Source organism: Dyella sp. AtDHG13 (assembly GCF_003201105.1).
Classification (GTDB): domain Bacteria; phylum Pseudomonadota; class Gammaproteobacteria; order Xanthomonadales; family Rhodanobacteraceae; genus Dyella; species Dyella jiangningensis_B.
Window position 1 is genome coordinate 271,086 of record NZ_QICJ01000004.1, and the last position, 22,304, is coordinate 293,389.

General features: G+C 67.0%; 19 protein-coding genes. 13 read left to right on the top strand and 6 right to left on the bottom strand.

The features are described from left to right. Positions 1 to 157: 157 nt before the first annotated feature. Positions 158 to 475: a divalent-cation tolerance protein CutA gene (gene cutA / locus BDW41_RS09650; protein ID WP_074548274.1), complete on the bottom strand. Its 318-nt coding sequence runs from the start codon at positions 473 to 475 to the stop codon at positions 158 to 160. Continuing rightward, positions 475 to 1,092, bottom strand: coding sequence for a class II aldolase/adducin family protein (locus tag BDW41_RS09655; RefSeq protein WP_110301574.1), 618 nt, complete (start codon positions 1,090 to 1,092; stop codon positions 475 to 477). Before BDW41_RS09655 ends, cutA begins: the two co-directional genes overlap by 1 nt. Before the next feature lie 303 nt (positions 1,093 to 1,395). On the opposite strand from BDW41_RS09655, the gene groES reads away from it, so the two are divergent. The 6 genes from groES (at position 1,396) to BDW41_RS09685 (ending at position 8,796) form a co-directional block, all read left to right on the top strand. Continuing rightward, the gene (gene groES, locus BDW41_RS09660) at positions 1,396 to 1,689 is read left to right on the top strand and encodes a co-chaperone GroES (protein ID WP_019464457.1); all 294 of its coding nucleotides are present in this window, start codon (positions 1,396 to 1,398) and stop codon (positions 1,687 to 1,689) included. Between the two features lie 96 nt (positions 1,690 to 1,785). Then, positions 1,786 to 3,429: a chaperonin GroEL gene (gene groL, locus BDW41_RS09665; protein ID WP_074548276.1), complete on the top strand. Its 1,644-nt coding sequence runs from the start codon at positions 1,786 to 1,788 to the stop codon at positions 3,427 to 3,429. Between the two features lie 352 nt (positions 3,430 to 3,781). After that, on the top strand, positions 3,782 to 4,735 hold the full coding sequence (locus tag BDW41_RS09670; protein ID WP_074548278.1) for a DUF535 family protein: 954 nt from the start codon (positions 3,782 to 3,784) through the stop codon (positions 4,733 to 4,735). Beyond that, a complete protein-coding gene (locus BDW41_RS09675; RefSeq protein WP_233496825.1) occupies positions 4,735 to 5,289 on the top strand; it encodes a sigma-70 family RNA polymerase sigma factor in 555 nt (184 codons plus the stop codon). The genes BDW41_RS09670 and BDW41_RS09675 overlap by 1 nt, the downstream gene beginning before the upstream one ends. Next, complete coding sequence (locus tag BDW41_RS09680) at positions 5,286 to 6,278, top strand: FecR family protein (RefSeq protein WP_074548282.1); 993 nt, start codon at positions 5,286 to 5,288, stop codon at positions 6,276 to 6,278. Before BDW41_RS09675 ends, BDW41_RS09680 begins: the two co-directional genes overlap by 4 nt. Before the next feature lie 118 nt (positions 6,279 to 6,396). Continuing rightward, entirely contained in the window at positions 6,397 to 8,796 is a 2,400-nt protein-coding gene (locus BDW41_RS09685) for a TonB-dependent receptor (protein ID WP_233496826.1), read from the top strand. Between the two features lie 65 nt (positions 8,797 to 8,861). On the opposite strand, the gene BDW41_RS09690 is transcribed toward BDW41_RS09685, so the two are convergent. After that, entirely contained in the window at positions 8,862 to 9,155 is a 294-nt protein-coding gene (locus tag BDW41_RS09690; RefSeq protein WP_074548284.1) for a hypothetical protein, read from the bottom strand. Between the two features lie 243 nt (positions 9,156 to 9,398). After that, entirely contained in the window at positions 9,399 to 11,300 is a 1,902-nt protein-coding gene (locus BDW41_RS09695; RefSeq protein ID WP_074548286.1) for an LTA synthase family protein, read from the bottom strand. Between the two features lie 242 nt (positions 11,301 to 11,542). Here BDW41_RS09695 and glnE point away from each other — a divergent pair, with 242 nt between their 5' ends. Next, the gene (gene glnE, locus BDW41_RS09700) at positions 11,543 to 14,395 is read left to right on the top strand and encodes a bifunctional [glutamate--ammonia ligase]-adenylyl-L-tyrosine phosphorylase/[glutamate--ammonia-ligase] adenylyltransferase (protein WP_074548288.1); all 2,853 of its coding nucleotides are present in this window, start codon (positions 11,543 to 11,545) and stop codon (positions 14,393 to 14,395) included. Between the two features lie 6 nt (positions 14,396 to 14,401). On the opposite strand, the gene BDW41_RS09705 is transcribed toward glnE, so the two are convergent. After that, positions 14,402 to 15,382, bottom strand: coding sequence for a mitochondrial fission ELM1 family protein (locus tag BDW41_RS09705; RefSeq protein ID WP_074548514.1), 981 nt, complete (start codon positions 15,380 to 15,382; stop codon positions 14,402 to 14,404). A gap of 140 nt (positions 15,383 to 15,522) precedes the next feature. On the opposite strand from BDW41_RS09705, the gene BDW41_RS09710 reads away from it, so the two are divergent. Both BDW41_RS09710 and BDW41_RS09715 read left to right on the top strand, forming a co-directional pair. After that, positions 15,523 to 16,116 (top strand): malonic semialdehyde reductase, encoded by a 594-nt coding sequence (locus BDW41_RS09710; RefSeq protein ID WP_074548290.1) that lies wholly within the window; start codon positions 15,523 to 15,525, stop codon positions 16,114 to 16,116. Between the two features lie 52 nt (positions 16,117 to 16,168). Beyond that, the gene (locus BDW41_RS09715; RefSeq protein WP_074548292.1) at positions 16,169 to 16,762 is read left to right on the top strand and encodes a YceI family protein; all 594 of its coding nucleotides are present in this window, start codon (positions 16,169 to 16,171) and stop codon (positions 16,760 to 16,762) included. Between the two features lie 58 nt (positions 16,763 to 16,820). Here the strand turns inward: BDW41_RS09715 and BDW41_RS09720 are convergent, their stop codons facing one another. After that, positions 16,821 to 18,074 (bottom strand): Yip1 family protein, encoded by a 1,254-nt coding sequence (locus BDW41_RS09720; protein WP_074548294.1) that lies wholly within the window; start codon positions 18,072 to 18,074, stop codon positions 16,821 to 16,823. 212 nt (positions 18,075 to 18,286) lie between these two features. On the opposite strand from BDW41_RS09720, the gene BDW41_RS09725 reads away from it, so the two are divergent. From BDW41_RS09725 to BDW41_RS09740, 4 genes are all read left to right on the top strand, one after another. Beyond that, on the top strand, positions 18,287 to 18,493 hold the full coding sequence (locus BDW41_RS09725; RefSeq protein WP_074548296.1) for a zinc-finger domain-containing protein: 207 nt from the start codon (positions 18,287 to 18,289) through the stop codon (positions 18,491 to 18,493). 97 nt (positions 18,494 to 18,590) lie between these two features. After that, complete coding sequence (locus BDW41_RS09730; protein ID WP_074548516.1) at positions 18,591 to 19,718, top strand: glycosyltransferase; 1,128 nt, start codon at positions 18,591 to 18,593, stop codon at positions 19,716 to 19,718. Between the two features lie 59 nt (positions 19,719 to 19,777). Beyond that, positions 19,778 to 21,049 carry an O-antigen ligase family protein gene (locus tag BDW41_RS09735; protein WP_074548298.1) on the top strand — a complete coding sequence of 424 codons (1,272 nt, stop codon included), beginning with the start codon at positions 19,778 to 19,780 and terminating at the stop codon, positions 21,047 to 21,049. Further along, complete coding sequence (locus tag BDW41_RS09740; RefSeq protein ID WP_074548300.1) at positions 21,046 to 21,825, top strand: glycosyltransferase family 2 protein; 780 nt, start codon at positions 21,046 to 21,048, stop codon at positions 21,823 to 21,825. The genes BDW41_RS09735 and BDW41_RS09740 overlap by 4 nt, the downstream gene beginning before the upstream one ends. Positions 21,826 to 22,304: the final 479 nt, after the last annotated feature.

Genomic DNA, 22,304 nt, shown 5'->3' on the forward strand with positions numbered 1-22,304 from the left:
GCGACTTTCGATTTCACGGCGGGTTGAAAGACACTGGATCCCCGCTTTCGCGGGGATGACGGTGAGGGGAAATGACGGTGAGGGAGGCGAGGGACGGTGAGAAGAGAAATATCCCGCAGCGAAATCGAGCGAAGACTGCGAGTACCTGCGGCTACGCTCACCCCGGATCCCGCACCCAATCCAGATAAGGGCCATGCCCCTCGGCCACCGGCACGGCGATCAGTTCCGGCAGCTCATAGGGATGCAACGCCACCAACCGCTCCTTCAATGCGGGAAAGCGCGCAGCCGTGGTCTTGATCAGCAGCAGTTCCTCGCTGTCGGTCACTACCTCGCCTTTCCAGCGATAGGTGGAAGCCACGGCGGGGATGCGGTTCACGCAGGCGGCGAGCTGTTCGCCCACCAGGGCCTCGGCCAGCTTCTGCGCGCTGGCGGCGTCGGGGCAGGTGCAATAGCAGAGCAGGACGGTATCGGACATCACGACCTCGACGACATCAGTCCGTAGTTGGCGAACTTGGCGAGCACGTCGGCGACTTCCTCATCGGTAAGCATCACCGGCGTGCCGACCTGCAGGGACAGCGCGTACTGGCGCGCCAGGTTCTCCACCTCCACCGCGCGCCACATGGCCTGCGCCAGCGTGCTGCCCAGCGCGATCATGCCGTGGTTGGCCATCAGGCAGACCAGCCGGCCTTCCAGCGCGGCCAGCACCGCGTCGGACAACGCCTGGGTGCCGTAGGTGTGGTAATCGGCGCAGCGGATCGAGTCGCCGCCGCCCACCGCGATCATGTAGTGGGCCGGGGGAATCGCTTTCCGGCACATCGCCAGCGCCGTGGCGTAGGGCGGATGGACATGGACCACCGCCCGGGCGTCGGGCCGGGCCAGGTAGATGTCCCGATGGAAGCGCCACTCGCTGGAGGGCCGCTGGCCGGCGGGCCACTGGCCGTCGCGGTCCACCAGCACGATGCCCTCGGGAGTGATTTCCTCGTACGGCGTGCCGCTGGGCGTGATCAGGAAACCCTCGCCGCAGCGGGCGCTCAGGTTGCCGGAGGTGCCCTGGCTGAGGCCGGAGGCCGCCAGCCGAGCGCCTTGGGTCACGAGCTCCTGGCGTAGCGTCGGCTCATCGCTCACGGGCGGGTCTCTCGGGGGCAGGCCGGCATGGTCGTCGGTCCCGCCGGCCCTGTCGATAGCAAAAAGCCGGCAGATTTCCCCTCGAAGCGACTTGAAAGGCCCCCGGGGCTCCCCCATTGGAGAACCCAGCCATCGGACGGGCGCCTCTTGCAGGGGGCTTTTGCGTCGTTATTATTAGCACTCACCTCCGGGGAGTGCTAACAGCGCCGGCACAGGCGCCACTCCGGGGTACCGAATCCTGTTCAACCAACCGAAGCTGGAGCCCATACCATGAGCAAACTGCGTCCGCTGCACGATCGCGTCATCGTCAAGCGCCTCGAAGAAGAGCGCGTCTCCGCTGGCGGCATCGTCATCCCCGACAGCGCCACCGAAAAGCCGACCCGCGGCAAGGTCATCGCTGCCGGCACCGGCCGCATCCTGGAAGACGGCAAGGTCCGCCCGATGTCCGTGAAGGAAGGCGACACCGTGCTGTTCGGCAAGTACGCCGGCCAGGAAATCAAGATCGACGGCGAAGAGCTGGTCTTCCTGAAGGAAGACGACATCGTGGCTGTGATTGAAGGCTGATTGGCTTGATGGGGTCCAGCGCGAGATCCGCGCTTTGTAGCCACCCCGTCGCCAGCGTTCCCATTCCTAATTCAATTTTTTTGAGGCAAAAAAATTATGGCAGCTAAAGAAGTCCGCTTCGGCGAAGACGTCCGCGCCCGCATGCTCAAGGGTGTGAACACCCTGGCGAACGCGGTGAAGGTCACCCTGGGTCCGAAGGGCCGCAACGTGGTGCTCGAGAAGAGCTTCGGCGCCCCGACCGTCACCAAGGACGGCGTCTCCGTCGCCAAGGAAATCGAACTGGCCGACAAGTACGAGAACATCGGCGCGCAGATCGTCAAGGAAGCCGCTTCCAAGACCTCCGACGTGGCCGGCGACGGCACCACCACCGCCACCGTGCTGGCCCAGGCGTTCATCCAGGAAGGCCTCAAGGCCGTGGCCGCCGGCATGAACCCGATGGACCTCAAGCGCGGCATCGACCACGCCGTCACCGCCGCCGTGGCCGAGCTGAAGAAGCTCTCCAACCCGACCGCTGACGACAAGGCCATTGCCCAGGTCGGCACCATCTCCGCCAACTCCGACTCCGCCATCGGCGAAATCATCGCCACCGCGATGAAGAAAGTCGGCAAGGAAGGCGTGATCACGGTCGAGGAAGGCTCGGGCCTGGAGAACGAGCTGGACGTGGTCGAGGGCATGCAGTTCGACCGCGGCTATCTGTCGCCGTACTTCATCAACAACCAGCAGTCGCAGCAGGTGGAACTGGACGACCCGTTCATCCTGATCCACGACAAGAAGATCTCCAACGTGCGCGAGCTGCTGCCGGTGCTCGAAGCCGTCGCCAAGGCGGGCAAGCCGCTGCTGATCGTCGCCGAGGAAGTGGAAGGCGAAGCGCTGGCCACCCTGGTGGTCAACACCATCCGCGGCATCGTCAAGGTCGCCGCCGTGAAGGCGCCGGGCTTCGGTGACCGCCGCAAGGCCATCCTGGAAGACATCGCCATCCTCACCAATGGCGTGGTGATCTCCGAAGAAGTGGGCCTGGCCCTCGACAAGGCCACCATCACGGATCTCGGCCGCGCCAAGCGCGTGGTGATCACCAAGGAAAACACCACCATCATCGACGGCGCCGGCGAAGCCGAGCGCATCCAGGCGCGCATCAAGCAGATCAAGGCGCAGATCGAAGAGACCTCTTCGGACTACGACCGCGAGAAGCTGCAGGAGCGCGTGGCCAAGCTGGCTGGCGGCGTGGCCGTCATCAAGGTTGGCGCCGCCACCGAAGTGGAAATGAAGGAAAAGAAGGCCCGCGTCGAAGACGCCCTGCACGCCACCCGTGCGGCCGTTGAAGAAGGCGTGGTCCCGGGCGGCGGCGTCGCCCTGATCCGTTCGCTCAAGGCCATCGAAGGCCTGAAGGGCGCCAACGCTGACCAGGACCTGGGCATCGCCATCACCCGTCGCGCCCTGGAAGCCCCGCTGCGCGCCATCGTCGCCAACGCCGGCGACGAGCCGTCCGTCGTCCTGAACAAGGTGAAGGAAGGCAACGGCAACTTTGGCTACAACGCCGCCACCAGCGAATTCGGCGACATGATTGCCTTCGGCATCCTGGACCCGACCAAGGTGACCCGTTCGGCCCTGCAGTTCGCCGCCTCGGTGGCCGGCTCGATCATCACGACCGAAGCGGCCGTGACCGAAGTGCCGAAGAAGGAAGAAGCCCACTCGCACGGCCCGGCCGGCGGCATGGGCGGCATGGGCGGCATGGACTTCTAAGTCCAGGCCTTCCAGGCATCGCAACACCGGAAAACCCCGCCATGGCGGGGTTTTCTTTTTCTCGCCCAAGGCGTCGCCGAAGCGGCGAAAAACTTTCCGCCGGCCATTTCCATTTCGGCGGGCTTGCACGTCTTAGCCCTTGTCACAGTCATCAGCGGGTTGGCGAGCCTTGAACGAACGGAATCTTCAGCCAGGGGAGGAACCCCTGGACGCCGATCTGGTGTTCGCCGCTAGCGGCTGCGCTTACGCGGCGCAACGCTCCCTGGAGCGCGAATTGCGGTGGGCGGGGATAACCAGCCCGCTGGCGACTGGACACAGGGATCAGGAGGCCACGGACGGCCAACCCGGTCCCATGCTTTGGTGGCGCTCGTTGCGCGGGCGCAGCGACTGGGAAGGGCATGCCGGCCAGCGCGCCCTGATGGCCGCCAAATACGTGGTGCGCGCGATGAGCATGCCGCTGCGCCATCACGGTTACCTGGCCTTCCTCGCCTCGCACCCCTTGCTGCGCGCCTGCGTGGCCTGCGATCCGCGCCTGCAGGAGCGCCACCAGCATCGTTTCGTCAACCGCCAGTGGCATCGCGAGGACCGCGTGCAGGCGCTGCAGGCGCATTACCGGCTACTGCTCGAGCGCTGGCCGGCGGAGCTGTTCGAATCGGTCTACGTGCAGGGGCGCGCCACGCTCGGCGCGTTCACGCTGAAGGACGGCAGCGAGGCTCGGCTGCACCTGCGTCCTCCCGCGCACATGGCCTGCGAGGGCGAGCTGGTCATCGAGCTCACCGACGCCAACGACCGCACGCTCTATCGCCTGGTGCTCACGCTCATCGACGACGACACGCTGGCCATCGGCTGCATCCAGGGACCAGCGGGCCTGCACGGACGCGAGTCGGTGCGCGAGCTGACGCGCAACATGCATGGCATGCGTCCCAAGCAGCTGATGCTGGTGCTCGCCTACGCCTTCGCCGGCCAGTGCGGCCTGCGGCGTATCCTCGCCGTGGGGAATCTGGCGCATCCGCTGCAGGGGCGCACGCGGCTGTTCTCCGATTACGATGCGTACTGGCTGGAGCAGGGCGGCGTGGCCATCGAGGATGGCTGGTTCCTGATGCCGCCCACCTTGCACCATCGCACGGAAGCGGAACTGGAAAGCAAGCGCCGCGCCTTGTTCCGGCGTCGCGCCGAACTGCGCTGGGATGCGGTGAAACTCTTGAATGACGCGTTGCGCCCGGTGGCATGGTGGCGCGATGCGGCGGAGGCGTCGGCGGCCATGGCGTCGTGGCCGCCGCTGCCGGACGTGACCAGGGCAGCCTAGTGGACAAACCCGACAGCACGCCTGCTCACCCAGGCGTGAACCTCGATCCGGCGTTCGCGCTGCGCATCACCGACCTGTTCCGCGAGCACAACCGCGCGCTCGTGGCGTTCCTGCAGTGCCGCCTGAATTCCCTGTCCGACGCCCAGGAGGTGGCGCAGGAAGCCTATGTGCGCCTGGTGACGATGGAGCGTCCCGAACAGGTCGATTCGCTGCGCGCCTACCTGTTCCGCGTGGCTTCGAACCTGGCGGTGGATCGGCTGCGCGCGCGCCAGGTGCGTGCGGACAACCCCATCGAGGTGCCGGACGATGACCTGCACCTGGCGCCCATTCCCGAGCGACATGTGCACGCCACCGGGCAATTGCAGGAGCTCTACAAGGCGTTGCGCGAACTGCCGGCCAAGACGGGACGTGCCTTCGTCATGCACGTCATCGAGGGCCGCGAGATCAGCGCCATCGCACGGGCCATGAAGATCAGCGAGCGCATGGTGCGCTATCACGTCGCCAACGCCCTGGCTCATTGCCGCGCGCGGGTAGACGAACCGGAGATGCCATGATGGCCAACACCTCACACGACCAAAACCTGCGTGTCGCCGCCGACTGGTGGATGCGGCTGCGCGACCCCGCTGCGACGGAACGGACGACCGAGCAGTGGCTGGCCTGGACCGACGAAGACCCCGCGCACCTCACCGCGTTCGAGCGCGTGACCGAACTGGCCGCGCGCCTGCAGGCGCTGGGCGAGGTATCGCGCGAGCGCCTGATCGCGGAGTTCGCCCCGCCGCAGGCTTCGCCGCGCCGCGGTTGGATACCCGCGGCCGCGGCGGCGGCCGTGGTGCTCGCGCTGGGCAGCGTCATGGGCTGGCAGGCCATGTCCGGCAGCGTCGCCACGCAGGACTACGCCAGCGCCATCGCCACGCAGCGCAGCGTGACGCTGGAAGACGGCACGCGCATCACGCTGGGCGGCGCCACGAAACTGACCACGCGCTTCAGCAGCGGACGGCGCGAGGTGGAGCTCAGCGCGGGCGAGGCGTACTTCGAGGTCGTGCACAACGCGCGCCGCCCCTTCGTGGTGCATGCGGGCGACGTGACCATCGAGGACATCGGCACGGCGTTCAACGTGCGCCGCACGGGCAGCTACGTCACCGTCGCCATGGCCGAAGGCCGCGTGCGCGTGGCCGACGCCACCGGCGGTTCGCACAACAGCCTGGAGGCCGTGGCCGGCCAGTCGGTGACCTACGACCCCGCGCACGCCGCCATGAACGTCACCGCCAGCGACCCGGCCGAAGCGGCCGCCTGGCGTAACGAGCGCCTGGCCTTCGACAACGAGCCGCTGTCGGTGGTGGTGGCCAACATCAACCGCTATCGCGCACAACCATTGCGCATCGCCGATGCCGACCTGAACACGCTGACCTTCACCGGCACCGTCAAGGCGGACGCCATCGACGATTGGCTGCAGGCCCTGCCGCAGGTGTTGCCGTTGCGGGTGGGTACGGTCGGCGGCGAGACCGTGCTTTCCGATGCGCATCCCAAGGCGCAGCCGCACTGACGATCGCGTCTCGGGGTGACAGCCCGTCGAAAGAAAGCGTTCATGCATTTGTCGTAACGACACAACGCGACCGCCGCGTGTCACACTCGGAGCTTTCGCTTGCCTAGAAGCGGGGGCCATGAGGAAAGCTGTGACGCTGCTGCTGTCGGGCAGCCTGTCGATGTGCGTCTGCCTGGCCGTGCCCGGCAGCTGCATCGGCGCTCCGCGCGTCGCGGCGGAATCCTCGTCCCAGGCATCCCGCCTCGACTTCGCCATTCCTGCGCAACCGTTGGCCACCGCGCTGCTGGCCTTTGGCAAGCAGGCCAACGTGCAGGTGCTGACGGCGGGTTGCACGGTCGCGCGCTTCCGCTCGCTGGGCGCCACGGGCAACCTCACTGTGCAGGCGGCGCTCGCCAGGCTGCTGGAAGGCACCGGCCTGGTCTACGAGTTCACCGGCCAGGGCACCGTGGTGATCACCGCGCCGGAAGCACCGGGCAAGAAAGCATCGCCATCGGCCAAGCCGCCGGAGGTGAGGGAACTCACCTCCGTCGAAGCCAATGCGCTGATCGGGCGCGACGTCGGCTTCAAGGCGTCGCTGACCAGCATCGGCTCGCGCAACGACGCCGACCTGATCGACGTGCCGCAGTCGGTCAGCGTGGTGACGCGCGACGTGATGACCTCGCAGCAGGCGGTCACCGTGGAAGACGTGGTGCGCAACGTGGCGGGCGTGGCCTATGTCGATGGCGCAGACGGCCTGCCGTTGTTCCAGATCCGCGGCTTCTATACCGGCAACGGCCTCATCGACGGCATGCCCAACAGCAATGCGGGCTCGGGTGATTTTCCGCCGCTGGTCGCGCTGGATCGCGTCGAGGTGATCAAGGGGCCGCAGTCGATCCTCGGCGACTCCAATGGCAACAGTTTTGGCGGCCTGATCAACGTCACCACCAAGCAACCGCAAAGCGTGCCGCTGCACGAGATCAGCTACACACTGGGCGAGCGGGGACAGGTGCAGGCGGCGGTGGACCTCACCGGCCCGCTGGGCCATGACCCGCGGCTCACCTACCGGCTGGTGGTTTCCGGCGACTACGCCGACCGCTCGCCGCAGGGCTATCGCAACCGCCGCAGCGGCTACCTCGCGCCATCCATCGGCTGGACAAGCTCGAGCACGCAGCTGGTGGTGGGTTTGCAGCGCATCCTCAATCGCCTGCCGGTGCCCGATCACGCCGTGCTGCTGGGCGACACGGCGGGCAGCACGACGCCGTTCGGCCTGCTTACGGGCAATGCCTACGACTACGCCAACTACCAGACCAACCGCCTGTACTACCTGCTTGACCAGCAGCTGGGCCATGCCTGGACCTGGCGCAGTCGCGGGCAGTACGTGCAGCAGCGCAACGATTCGCAAGGCTGGACAATGAACAACCCCACGCTGTTCGGCGACACGTCGCCGTATGCCGAAGCCTATCGGTACAGCGATGCGTATTACTCCATGCAGAACGATTTCATCCGCGTGTTCGGCACCGGGCCGGTGACGCACACGGTGACCCTGGGCATGGATTATTCGCGTTCGCGCGTGGGCCGCACCGACGATGCCGTGCACGTGTACGACGGCGTCTACAACCTGTTCGCCGACCCCGCCTTGCCGCGCGTGTCCGCCGTGATGCAGCCGGACGACAACGTGCCCATCGCCGGCTCGCCGTGGTCGGTGAACAGCGGCCTGTTCCTGCAGGATCAGCTCTCGCTCGGCGAGCACTGGGACATGCTGGTGGCGGCGCGCCGCTCGTACTACGAAGTGTCGTCCACCGATTCGGAAGGCAATCCGTGGACGCCACGACGGACCAAATGGGTGCCCAACGCGGGCATCGTCTACAAGCTCACCCCGGACATCGCCTTCTACGGTGGCACGAGCAACGGTTTCCAGCCGCTGTCGTATCTCGGGGAAAACGGCCGGCCGCTGGTGCCGGCGTTGTCGCGCCAGCTGGAAGTCGGCGCCAAGCTCAACCTCTTTCACGAGCAGGCGTGGCTGGCGGTGTCGCTGTACCGCATCATGCTCGATCACAGCTATCTGTTTCTCGAGGAAACGCCCAACGTCGCGAGTTTCGGGCCGGGGCAGACCAATCGCGGACTGGAGATCGAGTTCGCCGGACGAGTGGCGCCGGGGCTGGACATCACCGGCAGCTACACTAATGCCCAGATCAGCAACCACGACGGCACGGCACCCACCGGCGCGCCGCGGCAGCGTTTCAATCTGTGGGCCAGCTACTGGTTCCAGGGCGGCGCGCTGAAGGGCTGGGGCATCGCTGGCGGCGTACAGGCGCGCAGCCGCTCGCTGGGGCAAAGCCTGGATTACTCCACCTACTTCCCGTCGCCAGGGCAGGCCGAGGTCGATGCCAACGTCTCCTACCGCACCGATCGCTGGCGCATGACGCTGGGCGTGAAGAACCTGTTCGCGCGCACGCTGTACGCGTCGGATTTCAACGAAACCTTTGTGCCCTTGCGCACGCGGCGCAGCGTGGTTCTCTCGGGCGCCTACGACTTCTGATTCGCAGCATGAAAAAACCCCGGGAGTCGCCTCCCGGGGTTTTCGGTTCACTCGTGCGGAACGACTTACTGCTTCGGCGTGGCCGGTGCGCCGCCCTCGGCCTTGGTGGCTTCGGTCTTGGTCGCGTCGGTGGCCGCCGACTTCGCCTTGTGGGCGCTGTGCTTGGCCTTGTGGCCGGTTTCCGTGGCCTTGGTGGTGGCGGCGTCGGTGGTGGACTTGGCCGTGTCCTTCGCTGCCGCACCCGCGGTGGTCGCGGCGGCTTCGGTCTTCGCGGCCGGAGCGGCGTCCTGCGCGAATGCCGGAACGGTCAGGACGGAAGCGGCGGTGACGAAGAGAGCGGCAAGCATGGTCTTACGCATGAGGTAAACCTCCAGTGTGGGAATGCCAGCGAAGGCGTTGCTTCGTGGCTGGGATCCAAGCTAGACGCGGATCGCTCTACCGAACCTGAACGGAACCGGCTCCCTTTAGCGCGCAGACAGATCGATGAATCCGCGTTATGAACCGTGTTGGAAAACGCTTTCATACCGCTTGAAAAGCTCGCGAAACGGCCGCCACGCTCATTTCGTTTGGACGTCCATACGGTCAGCGCCGTTAGGATGCCGTTATTGCCGGGCGCCGGCCGATTCGTTCTCGCCCGCAGGTAGCAGCGGGGCGTCTTCCACAACGCCTGCGGTCTGCAGCGTGGCCCTGGGCAACATGGGATCCAGCTTGCCCTTCATGCGCAGCAGGGCGACGTTGGCCATGTCGTCGTCTTCCTGCTGTTCGGAGTGATCCTCGGCTTCCAGCGGCGCGCCGGGCGCGCGGGTGAGCGCGGCCAGCTGCGGGGCGATCACCTGGGTCAGCGCGAAGTACGCATCGTCATGCACGCCGGCCTGCTCCAGCAGGCGCCCGGGCAGCATCCACGACGCCAGCGATTCGGTGTTTGCCGGCGTCGGGTTGCGCGGGTCGACGAGCAGCCAGGTGCCTGCCTGGCTGAGCATGTCCTTGCCGTCGACGAAGCCGGTGGTGCGATAGGTATCCGTCAGCGCCGGCAGGTGGTCGCCATAGAACAGCAGCAAGGTGGGGCGCTCGCGATGCGCGAGCAGCTCGGCCAGCCGGCCCAGTTCCTGGTCCGCGTGACGCATGTGGTAGAGGTAGTTCTGCAGTTCCAGCTTGTTCTGGCCGGTGACGCCTTCGGGCACGGGGATGGCGTCGCGCTCGGCGGTATTGGCGGGCGGCACGTCGTAGGGGCCGTGCGCCTCGATGCTGATGGCGAACAGGAACTGCGGCGGCCCGGCGTTTTTCAGCTGGGCCATGATCTCGTCGGTCATCGCGCTGTCGGCCATGTACTGACCGTCCATGGCCGCATGCGCCGGGAAGGACGAGCGGGACACGAAACGATCGAAGCCGATCGCCTGGAAGGCCGTGGTGCGATTCCAGAAGCCGGGATCGTTGCCGTGCAGCGCAATGGTTTCGTAGCCGTGCGAGCGCAGCACGCGCACCATGCTCGGCACCACCTTGTGGTTCAACTGCAGGTAGGGAAACTGCAGGTCGTCGAAATAGCGCAGCGACAGGCCGGTGAGCACTTCGAACTCGGTGCGGATGGTGCCGCCGCCATAGGTCGGCACATGCAGCGGACCGCTGGCGCCCTGGGCGGCCAGGCGGTGCAGGTTCGGCGTGAGGTCGGCGTGCTCGTAACCCTTCATGATCGACGGGTCGAAGAACGACTCGCTCTGCACCACCACGATGTCGGGTGCTTCGCCGGTGGCGTGCGCGGGCGCCTGCAGGCGTTCGCGCAGCGCCGCGTCGGAGCGGGCTATCAACTGCCGTGCCGCCGCGGCATCGGGTTTCTTGCGCGCATGGTTCTGGTGCAGGTGGAACATCATCAGCGAACTGACCAGGCCCGAATGCTCGGCCGTGGCGGTGGCGGACCAGGGTTCCAGCCACAGGTGGTGCCCGCCGTAGATCTTCATCCAGCCCGGCATGCCGGCGAACAGCGTGCCGATCAGCGCCAGCAGCGCGAGCCCGGAAACCAGCCGCTTGCCGCGCGTGCGACGCGCGAACATGGGCGGCTCCATGCGCCAGGCGATCACGATGAGGGCGATGCCGGCGATCAACGCAAGGTAAGGCCAAGGGCTGGCCGGCAGATAGCTGCCCAGCAGCTTCAGCCCACCGCGACGCAACTGGCCCAGCATGCGGAAATCCGCGGGCATCAGCGGCGTATTGAGATGGCTCACCTTCAGCGCGTTGACGGCGTACACCACCGTCTGCAGCAGGAAGGCGAGGCTGAAGGAAAGGAGTGCGCGCCGGCTCAGCACCAGCAGCAGCGTCGCCAGCAGCAGGCCGGGCAGGGCGTTGGCGATCAGGTAGATCGGCTGGCTCAGGGCCTGCGCCGGACTGACGCCGACACCGCCATCGACCACACCGGTCAACAGCGTGAACAGGGCCCCCAGCGCCAGGATCAAGGCTAGGCGGGCCGACAAGGGGCGCGCTGGGCGCGCGGGTCGTGTCGTGGGAGGGGTCATGGCACCCTGCGGATGGCTGTCATGGCTCGGACACGGAACTGTAACGATCCGGATCTGAACCATTTGTTGGGCGCCGTGACGGCGCGGGGCTAACGGCTTATCTCTGCCAACGCGGCACGCCGCGCCGCCGTGCACGCCGGCACCGCCAACAGCGGGGCGGCAGTCATGGTCCGGTCACATACAGCAGGGCCTGAACGTGTGCGAGCGCAGCATTGCGCACGGCACTGCGGCAGAATGACCGGATGACTGTCATCACCAAGCCCACGGAATCCCCGGCGCTTCGCGCGTTGATCGACGACCGCTACAGCGAGCTGATCGCTCGCTGCCGCCAGATGGGCGTGCCCTTGCACGACGACGCCGGCGTTGCCGAGCGCATCCGGCGCGCGCTGCTGGCCAGCGATTTTGCGTTCGATACCTGGTTCAGGCAGCCGCAACTGCTCGCGCCGCAAGGCTTGGAGCGTCTGCGCTCGGGCAGCGACGCCAGCGCGCGCATCGATTCGCTCAAGCTTTCGACGGACGAGACAACGTGCCTGACGGAATTGCGGCGCTTCCGCCATGCGGAAGCGCTGCGCCTGGTGTTCCGCGACGTGAATGGCCTGGATGAGTTGCCCGAGACGCTTTCGGCCACCAGCGTGCTCTACGAAGTGCTGCTGGAAGCGGCGCTGCGCTGGTCCGAACACGCGCTCGCGGCGCGTTACGGCCATAGCCGCAGCCATGACGGCGCGCTGCAGCGCATGGTGGTGGTCGGCTTCGGCAAGCTCGGCGGCAGCGAGCTCAATTTTTCGTCCGACATCGACCTGGTGCTCGCCTACCCGCACAGCGGCCAGAGCGATGGCGCCCGATCGCTCGACAACAGCGAGTACTTCGTGCGCCTGGCCCGGCAACTCGTGCGGCTGCTCAACGAGCCGACAGTGGACGGCATCTGCGCGCGCGTGGATCTGCGCCTGCGGCCGTTCGGCAATGCGGGCCGGCTGGCGCTGCCGTTCTCGGCGATGGAGCAGTACTACCAGAGCGAGGGGCGCGACTGGGAACGCTACGCGTGGATCAAGGCGCGTCCCGTGGCCGGCGATCGCCAGGCCGGCAAGCAGCTGCAGGACCTGCTGCGGCCCTTTGTCTATCGCAAATATCTCGACTACACCGCGTTCGCGGGCTTGCGCGAGATGAAATCGCTGATCGATGCCGAGGTCGCCCGCAAGGATCTGGCCGACAACCTCAAGCTCGGGCCCGGCGGCATCCGCGAGATCGAGTTCGTCGTGCAGCTAGTGCAGCTGATTCGCGGCGGCCGCGAACCCAGCCTGCGCGTGCGCGGCCTGCTGCCCGCGCTCACCGCGTGCGAGGCGCGCGGACACATCGGCGCGGCGCGCGCACGCGAACTGCGGGAAGCCTATGTGTTCCTGCGCCGCGTGGAAAACCGCGTGCAGATGCTGCGCGATGCGCAGACGCACGACATTCCCGAAGACGCGCTCAGCCGCGAGCGCATCGCGCTGGGCCTGGGCCATGCCTCGTGGGAGGAACTGGAAGAACAGCTCGCCGAGCATCGCGCCAAGGTCAGCGAGGAGTTCGCCGAAGTGCTGATGCCGCAGGGCGGCCGCACCGCGGCGGCGCCGGTAGCCGATGTCGCGCTGTGGCAGCGCGCCTGCACCGAAGCACTCGATGCGGGCGTGATGGAATCCTCGGGCTTTTCGCCGGGCGCGGAAGTCGCCGAGGCGCTGGTGAAACTCTCGCAGGCCACCACCGTGCGCGCCATGCCGCAGCGCTCGCGCGAACAGCTCGATCGGCTGATGCCGCAGCTGCTGGCCGTGGCGCGCGACAGCCGGGCGCCGGTGGCGTGCCTGCTGCGCCTGTGCCGGCTGGTGCAGGCGGTGGCGCGACGTTCGTCCTACCTTGCCCTGCTGGAAGAACAACCGGCGGCGCGCTTGCGGCTGGCGAAACTGTTCGCCGAAAGCGCCTTCCTCGCCGAGCGCGTGATCGTGCAGCCGCTGCTGCTCGACGACGTGCTCGATCCGCGCATCGATCAGTTGCCGCTCAAGCGTGCCGACATCAGCGCCGAGATCACCCGCGTACTGGCGACGCTGGATGAGCGCGAGGCCGAAGCCGAGCTGGACCGGCTCAACGAATTCAAGGCCAGCGTGGCCTTCCGCCTGGGCCTGGCCTTCAGCGACGGCAGGGCCGATGCGGTGGCCACGGCGCGCCGGCTGGCGGTGCTCGCCGAATCCATCGTGCTGGCCGTCACCGCGCTCGCCGAACGCGAGCTCGCCGCGCAGCACGGGCGCCTGCCTGGCGACGGCACCGGCTTCGCGGTGCTGGGCTACGGCAGCCTGGGCGGTGAGGAACTGGGCTTCGCGTCCGACCTGGACCTGGTGTTCGTCTACGATGGCAAGCGCGCGCACGCGATGAGCGACGGCGCGCGTCCTCTGGAAGGTTCGCGCTGGTACCAGCGCCTCGCTCAGCGCGTGATGAACTGGCTCACCGTGATGACGCGCGGCGGCCGCCTGTACGAGGTGGACACGCGCCTGCGCCCCGATGGTTCCAAGGGCTTGCTGGTCAGCAGCCTCGACGCGTTCGAGGCCTACCAGAAGAGCCGCGCATGGACATGGGAACACCAGGCGCTGCTGCGCGCACGCCCCATCGCGGGCGACGCCTCGCTGCATGCCGACCTGGCCAAGGTGCGCCGCGAGGTGCTGGCGGTGCCGCGCGAACGTTCCGCCGTGCTGCACGAAGTGAGCAGCATGCGGCAGCGCTGGCGTGCCGAACGCGATCGATCGGACGCGCTGTGGTTCGACCTCAAGCAAGGGCACGGCGGCCTGCTGGATATCGAGTTCGCGCTGCAAGGCCTGGTGCTGGCCCATGCATCGGAACGTCCCGCCTTGCTCAACATCACCGCCAACGCGGGCCTGATCGAAGCCTGCCGCAACGCCGGCCTGCTCGACGGCCGCCAGGCCGGCCTGTTCGCCGAAGCGCACGCCGAACTGCTGCACCGCGCACTCGCCTGCACGCTCGACCTGCGTTCGCGCATTGCGCTGCGCGACGAAATGCTGGAGCGGCTCAGCGGCAACGTGCGCGAAGTGACGGCGGAGCTGGGCTTTTTGTTCTGAGCAGGCTCAGCCGATCTCGCCCTGACGCAGCGCGATAAGGTCGCGCAGCGTGTCGGCAATGGTCTCCGTCACGCGCATGGGCGGTACCGGTGGCGTGTTCGTCGCGTCGAGTGCGTACAGCAGTCCGGCGGTGCGCAGTGATTTGTGGAAGCGTTCGAGCTTGTCGGGCAACGTGCCGATGACGAAGGTGTGTACGGGGCAGCCGACGGCGCAGGCTTCGGAAAGCATGTTGACCGAGTCGGGGGTGACGACCAAGCGGTCTGCCCAACCCAGCACGCCGGGATAGGGGTTGCTGCCGTCGTCGTGTCCTGACCAGACGAGTCCGGGCACGTCGCCCAGGCCTTGCCGCATGCGTTCCACCAGCGCGGGCGGCGTTCGCCGCGAGGCCATCACCAGCAGGCTGCCGCCTTCCAGGCGACGCCGCGCGTGCAGGCCGTGGATCAACTGGTCGATATAGGCTTCGTTGAAGGTGACGCCCTTGCGCGGGCCGCCGAGCAGCACGCCGACGCGTGGGCGGGGCAGGGTGGCGAAGGCGGGGTCCGCGTCGCGGCCATCGCGCAGCCATTGCTCATCCACCGGATTGAGCGAGCCCAGCGGGCGGATGACGTTGCGGCCGGTCAGCTGGTCGTGCTGCGGCGCGATCACGGTGTCCCAGTGCCTGGGGTCCACCCGCGGGTCGAGGATCTGCACGGTGTAGCACGCGCCCTTGCTCAGCGGCCGCAGCAGCCGCGTGTAGAGCGCGGCGGTGCGGCCGCAGCCGATAGCGACGGCCGGCCACGGTGCGGCGAATTGCTTGCGCTGGGTGGCATCGAGGGCAAGGCGCGCACCCAGGGTCAGGTGGGGAGCCAGCCACGACCAGGGCGGTGCGGGTTCGAGCTGGAGGTGGCGCACCGGCATGCCCAGCCGCTCGGCCAGCGCCAGGGCCTGGCGCTGGTTGCCGGCCGCGCCGTCGGTGATGACCCAGCAATCACCGCGCAGCTTCAGCATGCGCCCGTCCACCGCATTGTTTCCCTGGGCGGCACAGTTCGTTTCATGGGCCTGTGTCCTGTTTTCCCGCGACCGCGCTTACACTGCACGCCGTTGCGCCGATCCACGGCGCGCTGCGTCCATATGCCCAAAGGATACCCATGAGCGAGAAGCTTTCCGAGGCCGCCTTCGATCAATTGTTCCGCACGGCCCGCACGTACAACGCCTGGCTGCCGAAAGAGGTGACCGACGAGCAGTTGCACCAGATCTACGAGCTCGCCAAGTTCGGCCCGACCAGCGCCAACTCCTCGCCCATGCGCGTGGTGTTCGTGAAGTCGAAGGAAGCCAAGGAAAAGCTGGCGCCGTTCCTGTCCGACGGCAACCGCGCCAAGACTATGGCCGCGCCGGTCACCGCCATCGTCGGCACCGACCACGCCTTCTATGAAAAGCTGCCGCAGCTGTTTCCGCACGCCGACGCGCGCAGCTGGTTCGTGGGCAACCAGCCGCTGATCGACACCACCGCGTTCCGCAACGCGTCGCTGCAGGGCGCCTACCTGATGCTGGCGGCCCGCGCGGTGGGCCTGGACTGCGGCCCGATGTCGGGCTTCGACAGCGCCGGCGTGGACGGCGCCTTCTTTGCCGGCACCACGGTCAAATCCAACTTCCTGGTCAATATCGGCTACGGCGATGCCAGCCGCGACCTGTTCCCGCGCAGCCCGCGCCTGTCGTTCGACGAAGCTTGCCGGATCGCCTGACGCTTCAGTCGTCATCGGTTCGCCAACCCCCAACCCAATGGAGATTCAACCCATGCGTGCACTTCGTTACCTCGTTCTTGCCGGCCTTGTCAGCGTGGCCGTTTCCGCCCAGGCCGCCCCGGTGACCTACAAGATGGATCCGGGCCACACCATGGTCCTGTTCAGCTGGAACCACTTCGGTTTCTCCAACCCCACCGCCAACCTCGGCATCGGCGACGGCACCATCGTGTTCGACGACAAGGACGCCGCCAAGTCCTCGGTCGAGGTGACGATGCCGCTGGCCGACCTGGACACGCACGTCGCCAAGCTCGACGAGCACCTGAAGAAGCCGGACTTCTTCGATGCCGACAAGTACCCGACCATCACCTTCAAGAGCACCAAGGTGCAGGCCGCTGGCGGCAACAAGTACAAGGTCACGGGTGATCTCACCGTGCACGGCGTGACCAAGCCGGTGACGCTGGACGCCACGCTCAACAAGAGCGGTGAGCACCCGATGATGAAGGTGCAGACGGTGGGCTTCGACGCCACCACCACGCTGAAGCGCTCGGACTTCGGCATGGGCGCCTACGTGCCGAACGTGAGCGACGAGATCAAGGTGCGCATCACCACCGAGGCCTCGGTGCCGAAGGCCGACGCGGCCAAGTAAGCACGCCCGCCGTGAACGAAAAAGCCCGCGCCCTGGCGCGGGCTTTTTCGTTGCGCGGTCAGGGGCCGCTGACGCCTTCGTTCTTCAGCGAGGCGAGCCGGCCCAGGTCCAGGTCGTTCACGGCCTGCTTGAGCTGGTCGATGTCCTCGGCATTGCCGCTCGCCTTGACGGTGAAGCGGTTGGCCACCACCACGCTGAACTCGCCGCTCTTGGTCTGCGTGCTCCATGACTCGTGCACCAGGCGATCGTGGTCGGTGTAGGTCTTGTCGTAGCCGCGGTCGGTTTGCTCCTCGGCCGCGGGCGTCATGGCGCTGGCCACGGCCATCATGCCGCGCATGTTGCCGGTATCAGCCACTTCCACCTGCAGGGTGCGGATGCGGCCGTCGCTATAGGTGGCGCGCGCGGTGGAGATCTGCATGCCCATGGCGCCGGAGCGCTGGGCGTTGAAGTCGCTGCGCTTCATGCCGTCCAGCTCATCGGGCAGAAAACCCTGCAAGGTCCGGGGCGACAGCGAGGTCACCACCGTCTTGCTGTCGCCGCTCATCAGCTTGCCCATGGCGGCCTGTTGCGCGGCCACGTCGCCGGTTTTCTGCGCGTTTTCCAGGTCCTTCGCCGCGCGCGCCGTGTTGGCGCCCATGTCGGAAAGCTTGCCGAGCGCGCTGTCGGGGTCAACCGTGAGCGTGCTGCCGTCGCCGGCGTGCATGCCCGTCATGGAGGCGCCGGTGAGCACCGCAGTGCCGATGGTGCCGCCCACGATCATCCCGACGATCCAGCTCATCACGATGGCGATGATCACCGTGACCGCGGCGTAGCCGCCCGCCCTGTCGGCAGGGCAGCGCATGGTGTGCGGCAGGCCGAGGTAGAGCAGGTAGATGCCGTAGATGGCGCCGGCGATGGCGACGAGCCAGCCAAGCCAGGGAATGATCACGGCGATGCCGGCCACCCAGCCCGCGGTCCACGCGTAGGCGACGGTCTTCAACGCCTGCACCGAGTCCTTGGTGCCGCCGAAGCTGGGGGCGAGCGCGTCGACGATGATTGCGAGCACGTAGGTCACCGCCAGGGTGAGCGCGTAGTGCAGGAGCATGCCGAGCACGCCCATGCCTATCGGCGTATGCACGTGCACGCCGAAGCCGCCGTAGCCGATCAGGCTGCCCCGGATGAAGTGGGCGATCACCGGCAGCGCGGCGACGATGCAGATGTAGTTGCGGAAAAGGCCGCCGACGGTGGCGGGTTCCGCGGCGATGACGGGCCATTCGGTGCGCGGCGAGGCGAGAATGGCCTTGATGCGCTCGACGATCTTGGTGAAATCCATGACGGTTCCTGCACAGGATGAGCACGCGCCCGCCATCCACGCGCCACCGGATCGCGAGCCCCGTGATTCCCCCTTCCTGATTCGGGCCGAGGGCATTCTCGGCCGCCGGGCACATCCCCGACATTGGTCGCTAGCACTATGCCTTACATCGGCTGATTCCGCCCACGGCCTGCTAACATGAGCGGTCTGGTGTCCTGATGGAGTTTGACCCCATGTCGCGTTCCCCTGCGGCTGCCCCGTTGATCCCGGCGAATGCCGAAAATCGTTACGAAGTGACGCGCTCGGACCTCCCGCTGTCCTGCCCCATGCCCGGCATGACGCTGTGGAACTCCCATCCGAAGGTCTATTTGCCGATCGTCGAGGATGGCGGTGAATCCACATGTCCTTATTGCGGCGCACATTACGTCCTGCGCGACTGATTCAAACGCGATTCGTTACAACTGAAACAATCTAGCGCGCCGGTTTAGGCACGATTGCTGCTTGCCTCTAGGAATGAAGGCACCTTTCGAACAAACCATGTCGGCAATCGCCACGCCAGCGAGGTCACTGACCGTCGTACAGCTGATCCCGGCCCTCGACCAGGGCGGGGCGGAACGGTCTGCGCTGGAGATTGCGCGTGCGCTGGTTCAGGCAGGGCACCAGTCCATCATCATTTCGGCCGGTGGCCGGATGGTGCCCCAGCTGGAAGCCGAAGGCAGCCGCCACATCACCCTGGATATCGGCCGCAAGTCGCTCGGCACCTTCATGAAGGTGGGGCAGTTGCGCAAGCTGCTGCGCGAGCTCAAACCGGACATCGTCCACGCGCGCTCGCGCCTGCCGGCCTGGATGGGCTGGTGGGCGATCAAGGGCATGAAGCCGGCGCCGCATTTCGTGACCACCGTGCACGGGCTCAATTCGCCCGGCCGCTACAGCGCCATCCTGCTGCGCGGCGAGCGGGTCATTGCCGTTTCGCAGACCTTGCGCGACTACATGCTCAGCCACTACTCGTGGCTGGAGCCCGCGCGCGTGCGGGTGATTCCGCGCGGCATCGATCCGGACGCCTTTCCGTATGGACATCGACCCGACGATGGCTGGCGCAAGGCGTTCTTCGCCGAGTTTCCCTCGCTGGCCGGCGCGCCCCTGCTGACGCTGCCGGGGCGCGGCACGCGCCTGAAGGGCCATCACGACGCCATCGAACTGGTGGCCGAACTCAAGCGTCGCGGCATCGACGTGCGCCTGCTGCTGCTGGGCGTGGTCGAGCCGGGCCGCGAAGCCTATGTGGACGAGCTGCGCGGCCTGATTCGTGCCCGCGGCCTGGACGCCCAGGTGGTGATGACGCCGGCGCGCAGCGACGTGCGCGACATCTACGCCATTTCCTCGCTGGTGCTGCAGTTGTCGAACAAGCCCGAATCGTTCGGCCGCACCGTGATCGAGGCGCTGTCGCTGTGCCGCCCGGTGCTGGGCTACGCGCACGGCGGCGTCGGCGAGCTGCTGGCCGAGCTGTATCCGGCCGGCCGCGTGCCGCCGGCGGATCGCGAGCGACTGGTCGAGCGCGCGGCCGAGCTGCTGCGCGTGGCGCCGCCCATTCCCATGCTGCAGAGCTATCGCCTGAGCGACATGCAGCAGGCCACGCTGGCCCTGTACGACGAGCTCACCGTCGCCTGACGCCACGCCCGGGCGGCGGGCTCACCTACAATGCGCGGGTCGCCCTTGTTGACCCACGCATGAGCCCCATCGCTGCATCCCTGAAGGCCTGGCTGCGTTCCCCCTTGTTGCCGTTCTGGCTGGTGATCGCGCTGCTGCCCTTCGGGCGCAGCGCGGAGCTGGGCACGTTCCTGTGCACACTCGGCGCGGTGCTGCTGTTCGTGCGCCACCCGTCCGCGCTGCGCGAGCACGCCGGCGCGCGGCTGCTGCTGTGGCTGCTGGCCGGCTATGTGGGCGCGGCGCTGATCTCCGCCGTGGATTCGGTGGCCCCAGGCAAGAGCTGGGGCACGGTGGCGGCCTTGCTGCGCTACGTGCCCCTGGGCCTCTACGCCTGCTTCGCCATCCGCCGCGAGGACAAGCTCGATGCGCTCTATCTGGCGGTGGCGTTGGTACTCGCGCTGTGGGCGCTGGATGCGTGGGTGCAGATCCTCACCGGCTGGAGCCTCGGTGGCCACGCGGAGCCTGAGCGCATCTCGGGCATCTTCGGCGCGGGCAACCTGAAGCTGGGGCCCAGCCTGTCGGTGCTCGCGCCGTTCGTGCTGTGGGCGGCGCAGCGCCGCTGGGGCACGAAAGGCGTGCTGGCGGCCTTCGTCTTCCTGCTGGGGCCAGTGCTGATGTCCGGCTCGCGCGCCTCTTGGCTGTGCTACGCGCTGGTGGGGCTGGGTTTCGCCTGGCACATGGCGCGCTCGCCGTGGCGATTCCTGATGTTCGCGGGCGGCCTCGTCGCGATGGTGTTGCTGGCCGGCGGCATCGCCTGGAAAACCTCTGAGCGCTTCCAGCTGCGCATGGACCGCACCCTGCAGGCGCTCGGCGGCTCGGGACAATCGCTGGATGCGGCCACGAGCGGACGGCTGGACATCTGGCGCACCAGCGTGGCGATGTTCGAGGCGCATCCGGTGAACGGCGTGGGCGTGCGCGCCTATCGCTACGCCTATCCGCACTATGCGCCGCCGAACGATCATTTTGTGGTCTCGCTGGAAGCCTGCGGGCCGGGCGAAGGCGCGTGCCATGCGCATCAATGGCTGCTGGAAGTGCTCACCGAAACCGGCGTGCTCGGCATGGCGTCCTGGCTGGCCGCCATCGGCCTGGCGATGCGCGCGTGGCGACGCGCGGGCGCCACGGCGCGCGGACGGGCCTTTCCGGTCACGCTGGCGTTGGCGGTGATGCTGTTTCCGCTCAATACCCATCTGGCCTTCTATTCGGCCTGGTGGGGGCTGCTGTTCGCCTGGCTGCTGGGCCTGTGGTGCGCGGCGCTGCATGTGTTTCCGTCTTCGTCGGGAGAAGCCGCATGACGCGCGAACCGCTGTCGGTGGTGATCATCACCTACAACAATGCGGACACGCTCGACGCCTGCCTCGACGAGGTGGACTGGGCCGAGGAAATCCTCGTGCTCGATTCGGGTTCCACCGACGACACGGTCGCCATCGCGCAGCGACACGGCGCCCGCGTTGCCGTGCATCCCTTCGATGACTACGGGCCGCAGAAGCAGCGCGCCTACGACATGGCCACCCACGAGTGGATCCTCAACCTGGATGCGGACGAAATCCTTTCGCCGGGCACCCGCGAGGAAATCGAACGCGCCCTGGTGCGCCCGCGCTATGCCGGCTATCGGCTGCCGCGGCGCGAGCGCATGTTCTGGACGGTGCAGCATCGCTGGAGCTGGCGCAACGGCCATCTACGCCTGTTCGATCGCCGCCGCGGCGGCATGAACGACGTCGACGTGCATGCGGCGGTAGAAGTCGCCGGCCCCGTGAAGACGCTGTGGCGCGCCGACTTCGTCAACGATGGCGACGGCGACATCGCCACCCGCGTGGAGAAGATCAACCGCTACACCAACGGCATGGTGGCGTACAAACTGCGCAGGCGTCAGCGCTTCACCGGCCTGCGCATGGTGTTCTATCCGCCGGTGTTCTTCCTGCGGCAATACATCGGCAAGCGCTACTTCCTCAATGGCTGGGCGGGCTTCATCGCGAGCGTCACCGGCGCGTTCTACGCCTTCCTCAAGTACGCGAAGCTGCACGAGGCGCGCGAACAGGCCAGGCGGAAGCCGCGCGGCAAGGCACGGTAAGCGCGTTTCCTACGCCGAGCGATTCAGTACCGGTTTAAATCGCTGTACGGCGAGACGAAAGCTCTTGCACCGGCGAAATTCCTTGCTCGAATGCGCGCGCAAGCGATAACGCCATCGGCTCGTGAGCGTGCCGTCAATTCCGTTTTTTGGACGAACGAAATTGCGCACGGCAGGTCATGCTTCGCGTGCTGCGGATACAACGTGGCAGTACGCTGCAACGCGATGATTATCATGGTGTCGATGCATCGTTCACGCTGTTCCGCACGTTTTTGCCTCGCGCGTGCTTACTGCGGCAAGCATGCGTTCTACACTCCGGCCGCTCAGTAGGTCTTAGTGAGTGGCGTGTAGTGCGGACCCGCAGAGAAGATGGCTCCGCACCGCATGTAGGGTGGTCCCTTTTACCGCAATGAAGCGTGTCGCCGGTACGGCGGCGCGGCGGGCGTGTTTGTCTCTGGTACGGCGCGAATCGGAAAGGAGGT

Excerpts from the sequence above, each read along its gene's own strand:
- BDW41_RS09725 (WP_074548296.1), top strand. The coding sequence starts at position 18,287 with ATGTCGCGTTCCCCTGCGGCTGCCCCGTTGATCCCGGCGAATGCCGAA.
- BDW41_RS09690 (WP_074548284.1), bottom strand. The coding sequence starts at position 9,155 with ATGCGTAAGACCATGCTTGCCGCTCTCTTCGTCACCGCCGCTTCCGTC.
- glnE (WP_074548288.1), top strand. The coding sequence starts at position 11,543 with ATGACTGTCATCACCAAGCCCACGGAATCCCCGGCGCTTCGCGCGTTG.
- BDW41_RS09740 (WP_074548300.1), top strand. The coding sequence starts at position 21,046 with ATGACGCGCGAACCGCTGTCGGTGGTGATCATCACCTACAACAATGCG.
- BDW41_RS09680 (WP_074548282.1), top strand. The coding sequence starts at position 5,286 with ATGATGGCCAACACCTCACACGACCAAAACCTGCGTGTCGCCGCCGAC.
- BDW41_RS09685 (WP_233496826.1), top strand. The coding sequence starts at position 6,397 with ATGAGGAAAGCTGTGACGCTGCTGCTGTCGGGCAGCCTGTCGATGTGC.
- BDW41_RS09735 (WP_074548298.1), top strand. The coding sequence starts at position 19,778 with ATGAGCCCCATCGCTGCATCCCTGAAGGCCTGGCTGCGTTCCCCCTTG.
- BDW41_RS09730 (WP_074548516.1), top strand. The coding sequence starts at position 18,591 with ATGTCGGCAATCGCCACGCCAGCGAGGTCACTGACCGTCGTACAGCTG.
- BDW41_RS09710 (WP_074548290.1), top strand. The coding sequence starts at position 15,523 with ATGAGCGAGAAGCTTTCCGAGGCCGCCTTCGATCAATTGTTCCGCACG.
- BDW41_RS09670 (WP_074548278.1), top strand. The coding sequence starts at position 3,782 with ATGCTTTGGTGGCGCTCGTTGCGCGGGCGCAGCGACTGGGAAGGGCAT.
- groL (WP_074548276.1), top strand. The coding sequence starts at position 1,786 with ATGGCAGCTAAAGAAGTCCGCTTCGGCGAAGACGTCCGCGCCCGCATG.
- cutA (WP_074548274.1), bottom strand. The coding sequence starts at position 475 with ATGTCCGATACCGTCCTGCTCTGCTATTGCACCTGCCCCGACGCCGCC.
- BDW41_RS09695 (WP_074548286.1), bottom strand. The coding sequence starts at position 11,300 with ATGACCCCTCCCACGACACGACCCGCGCGCCCAGCGCGCCCCTTGTCG.
- groES (WP_019464457.1), top strand. The coding sequence starts at position 1,396 with ATGAGCAAACTGCGTCCGCTGCACGATCGCGTCATCGTCAAGCGCCTC.
- BDW41_RS09715 (WP_074548292.1), top strand. The coding sequence starts at position 16,169 with ATGCGTGCACTTCGTTACCTCGTTCTTGCCGGCCTTGTCAGCGTGGCC.
- BDW41_RS09720 (WP_074548294.1), bottom strand. The coding sequence starts at position 18,074 with ATGGATTTCACCAAGATCGTCGAGCGCATCAAGGCCATTCTCGCCTCG.
- BDW41_RS09705 (WP_074548514.1), bottom strand. The coding sequence starts at position 15,382 with ATGCTGAAGCTGCGCGGTGATTGCTGGGTCATCACCGACGGCGCGGCC.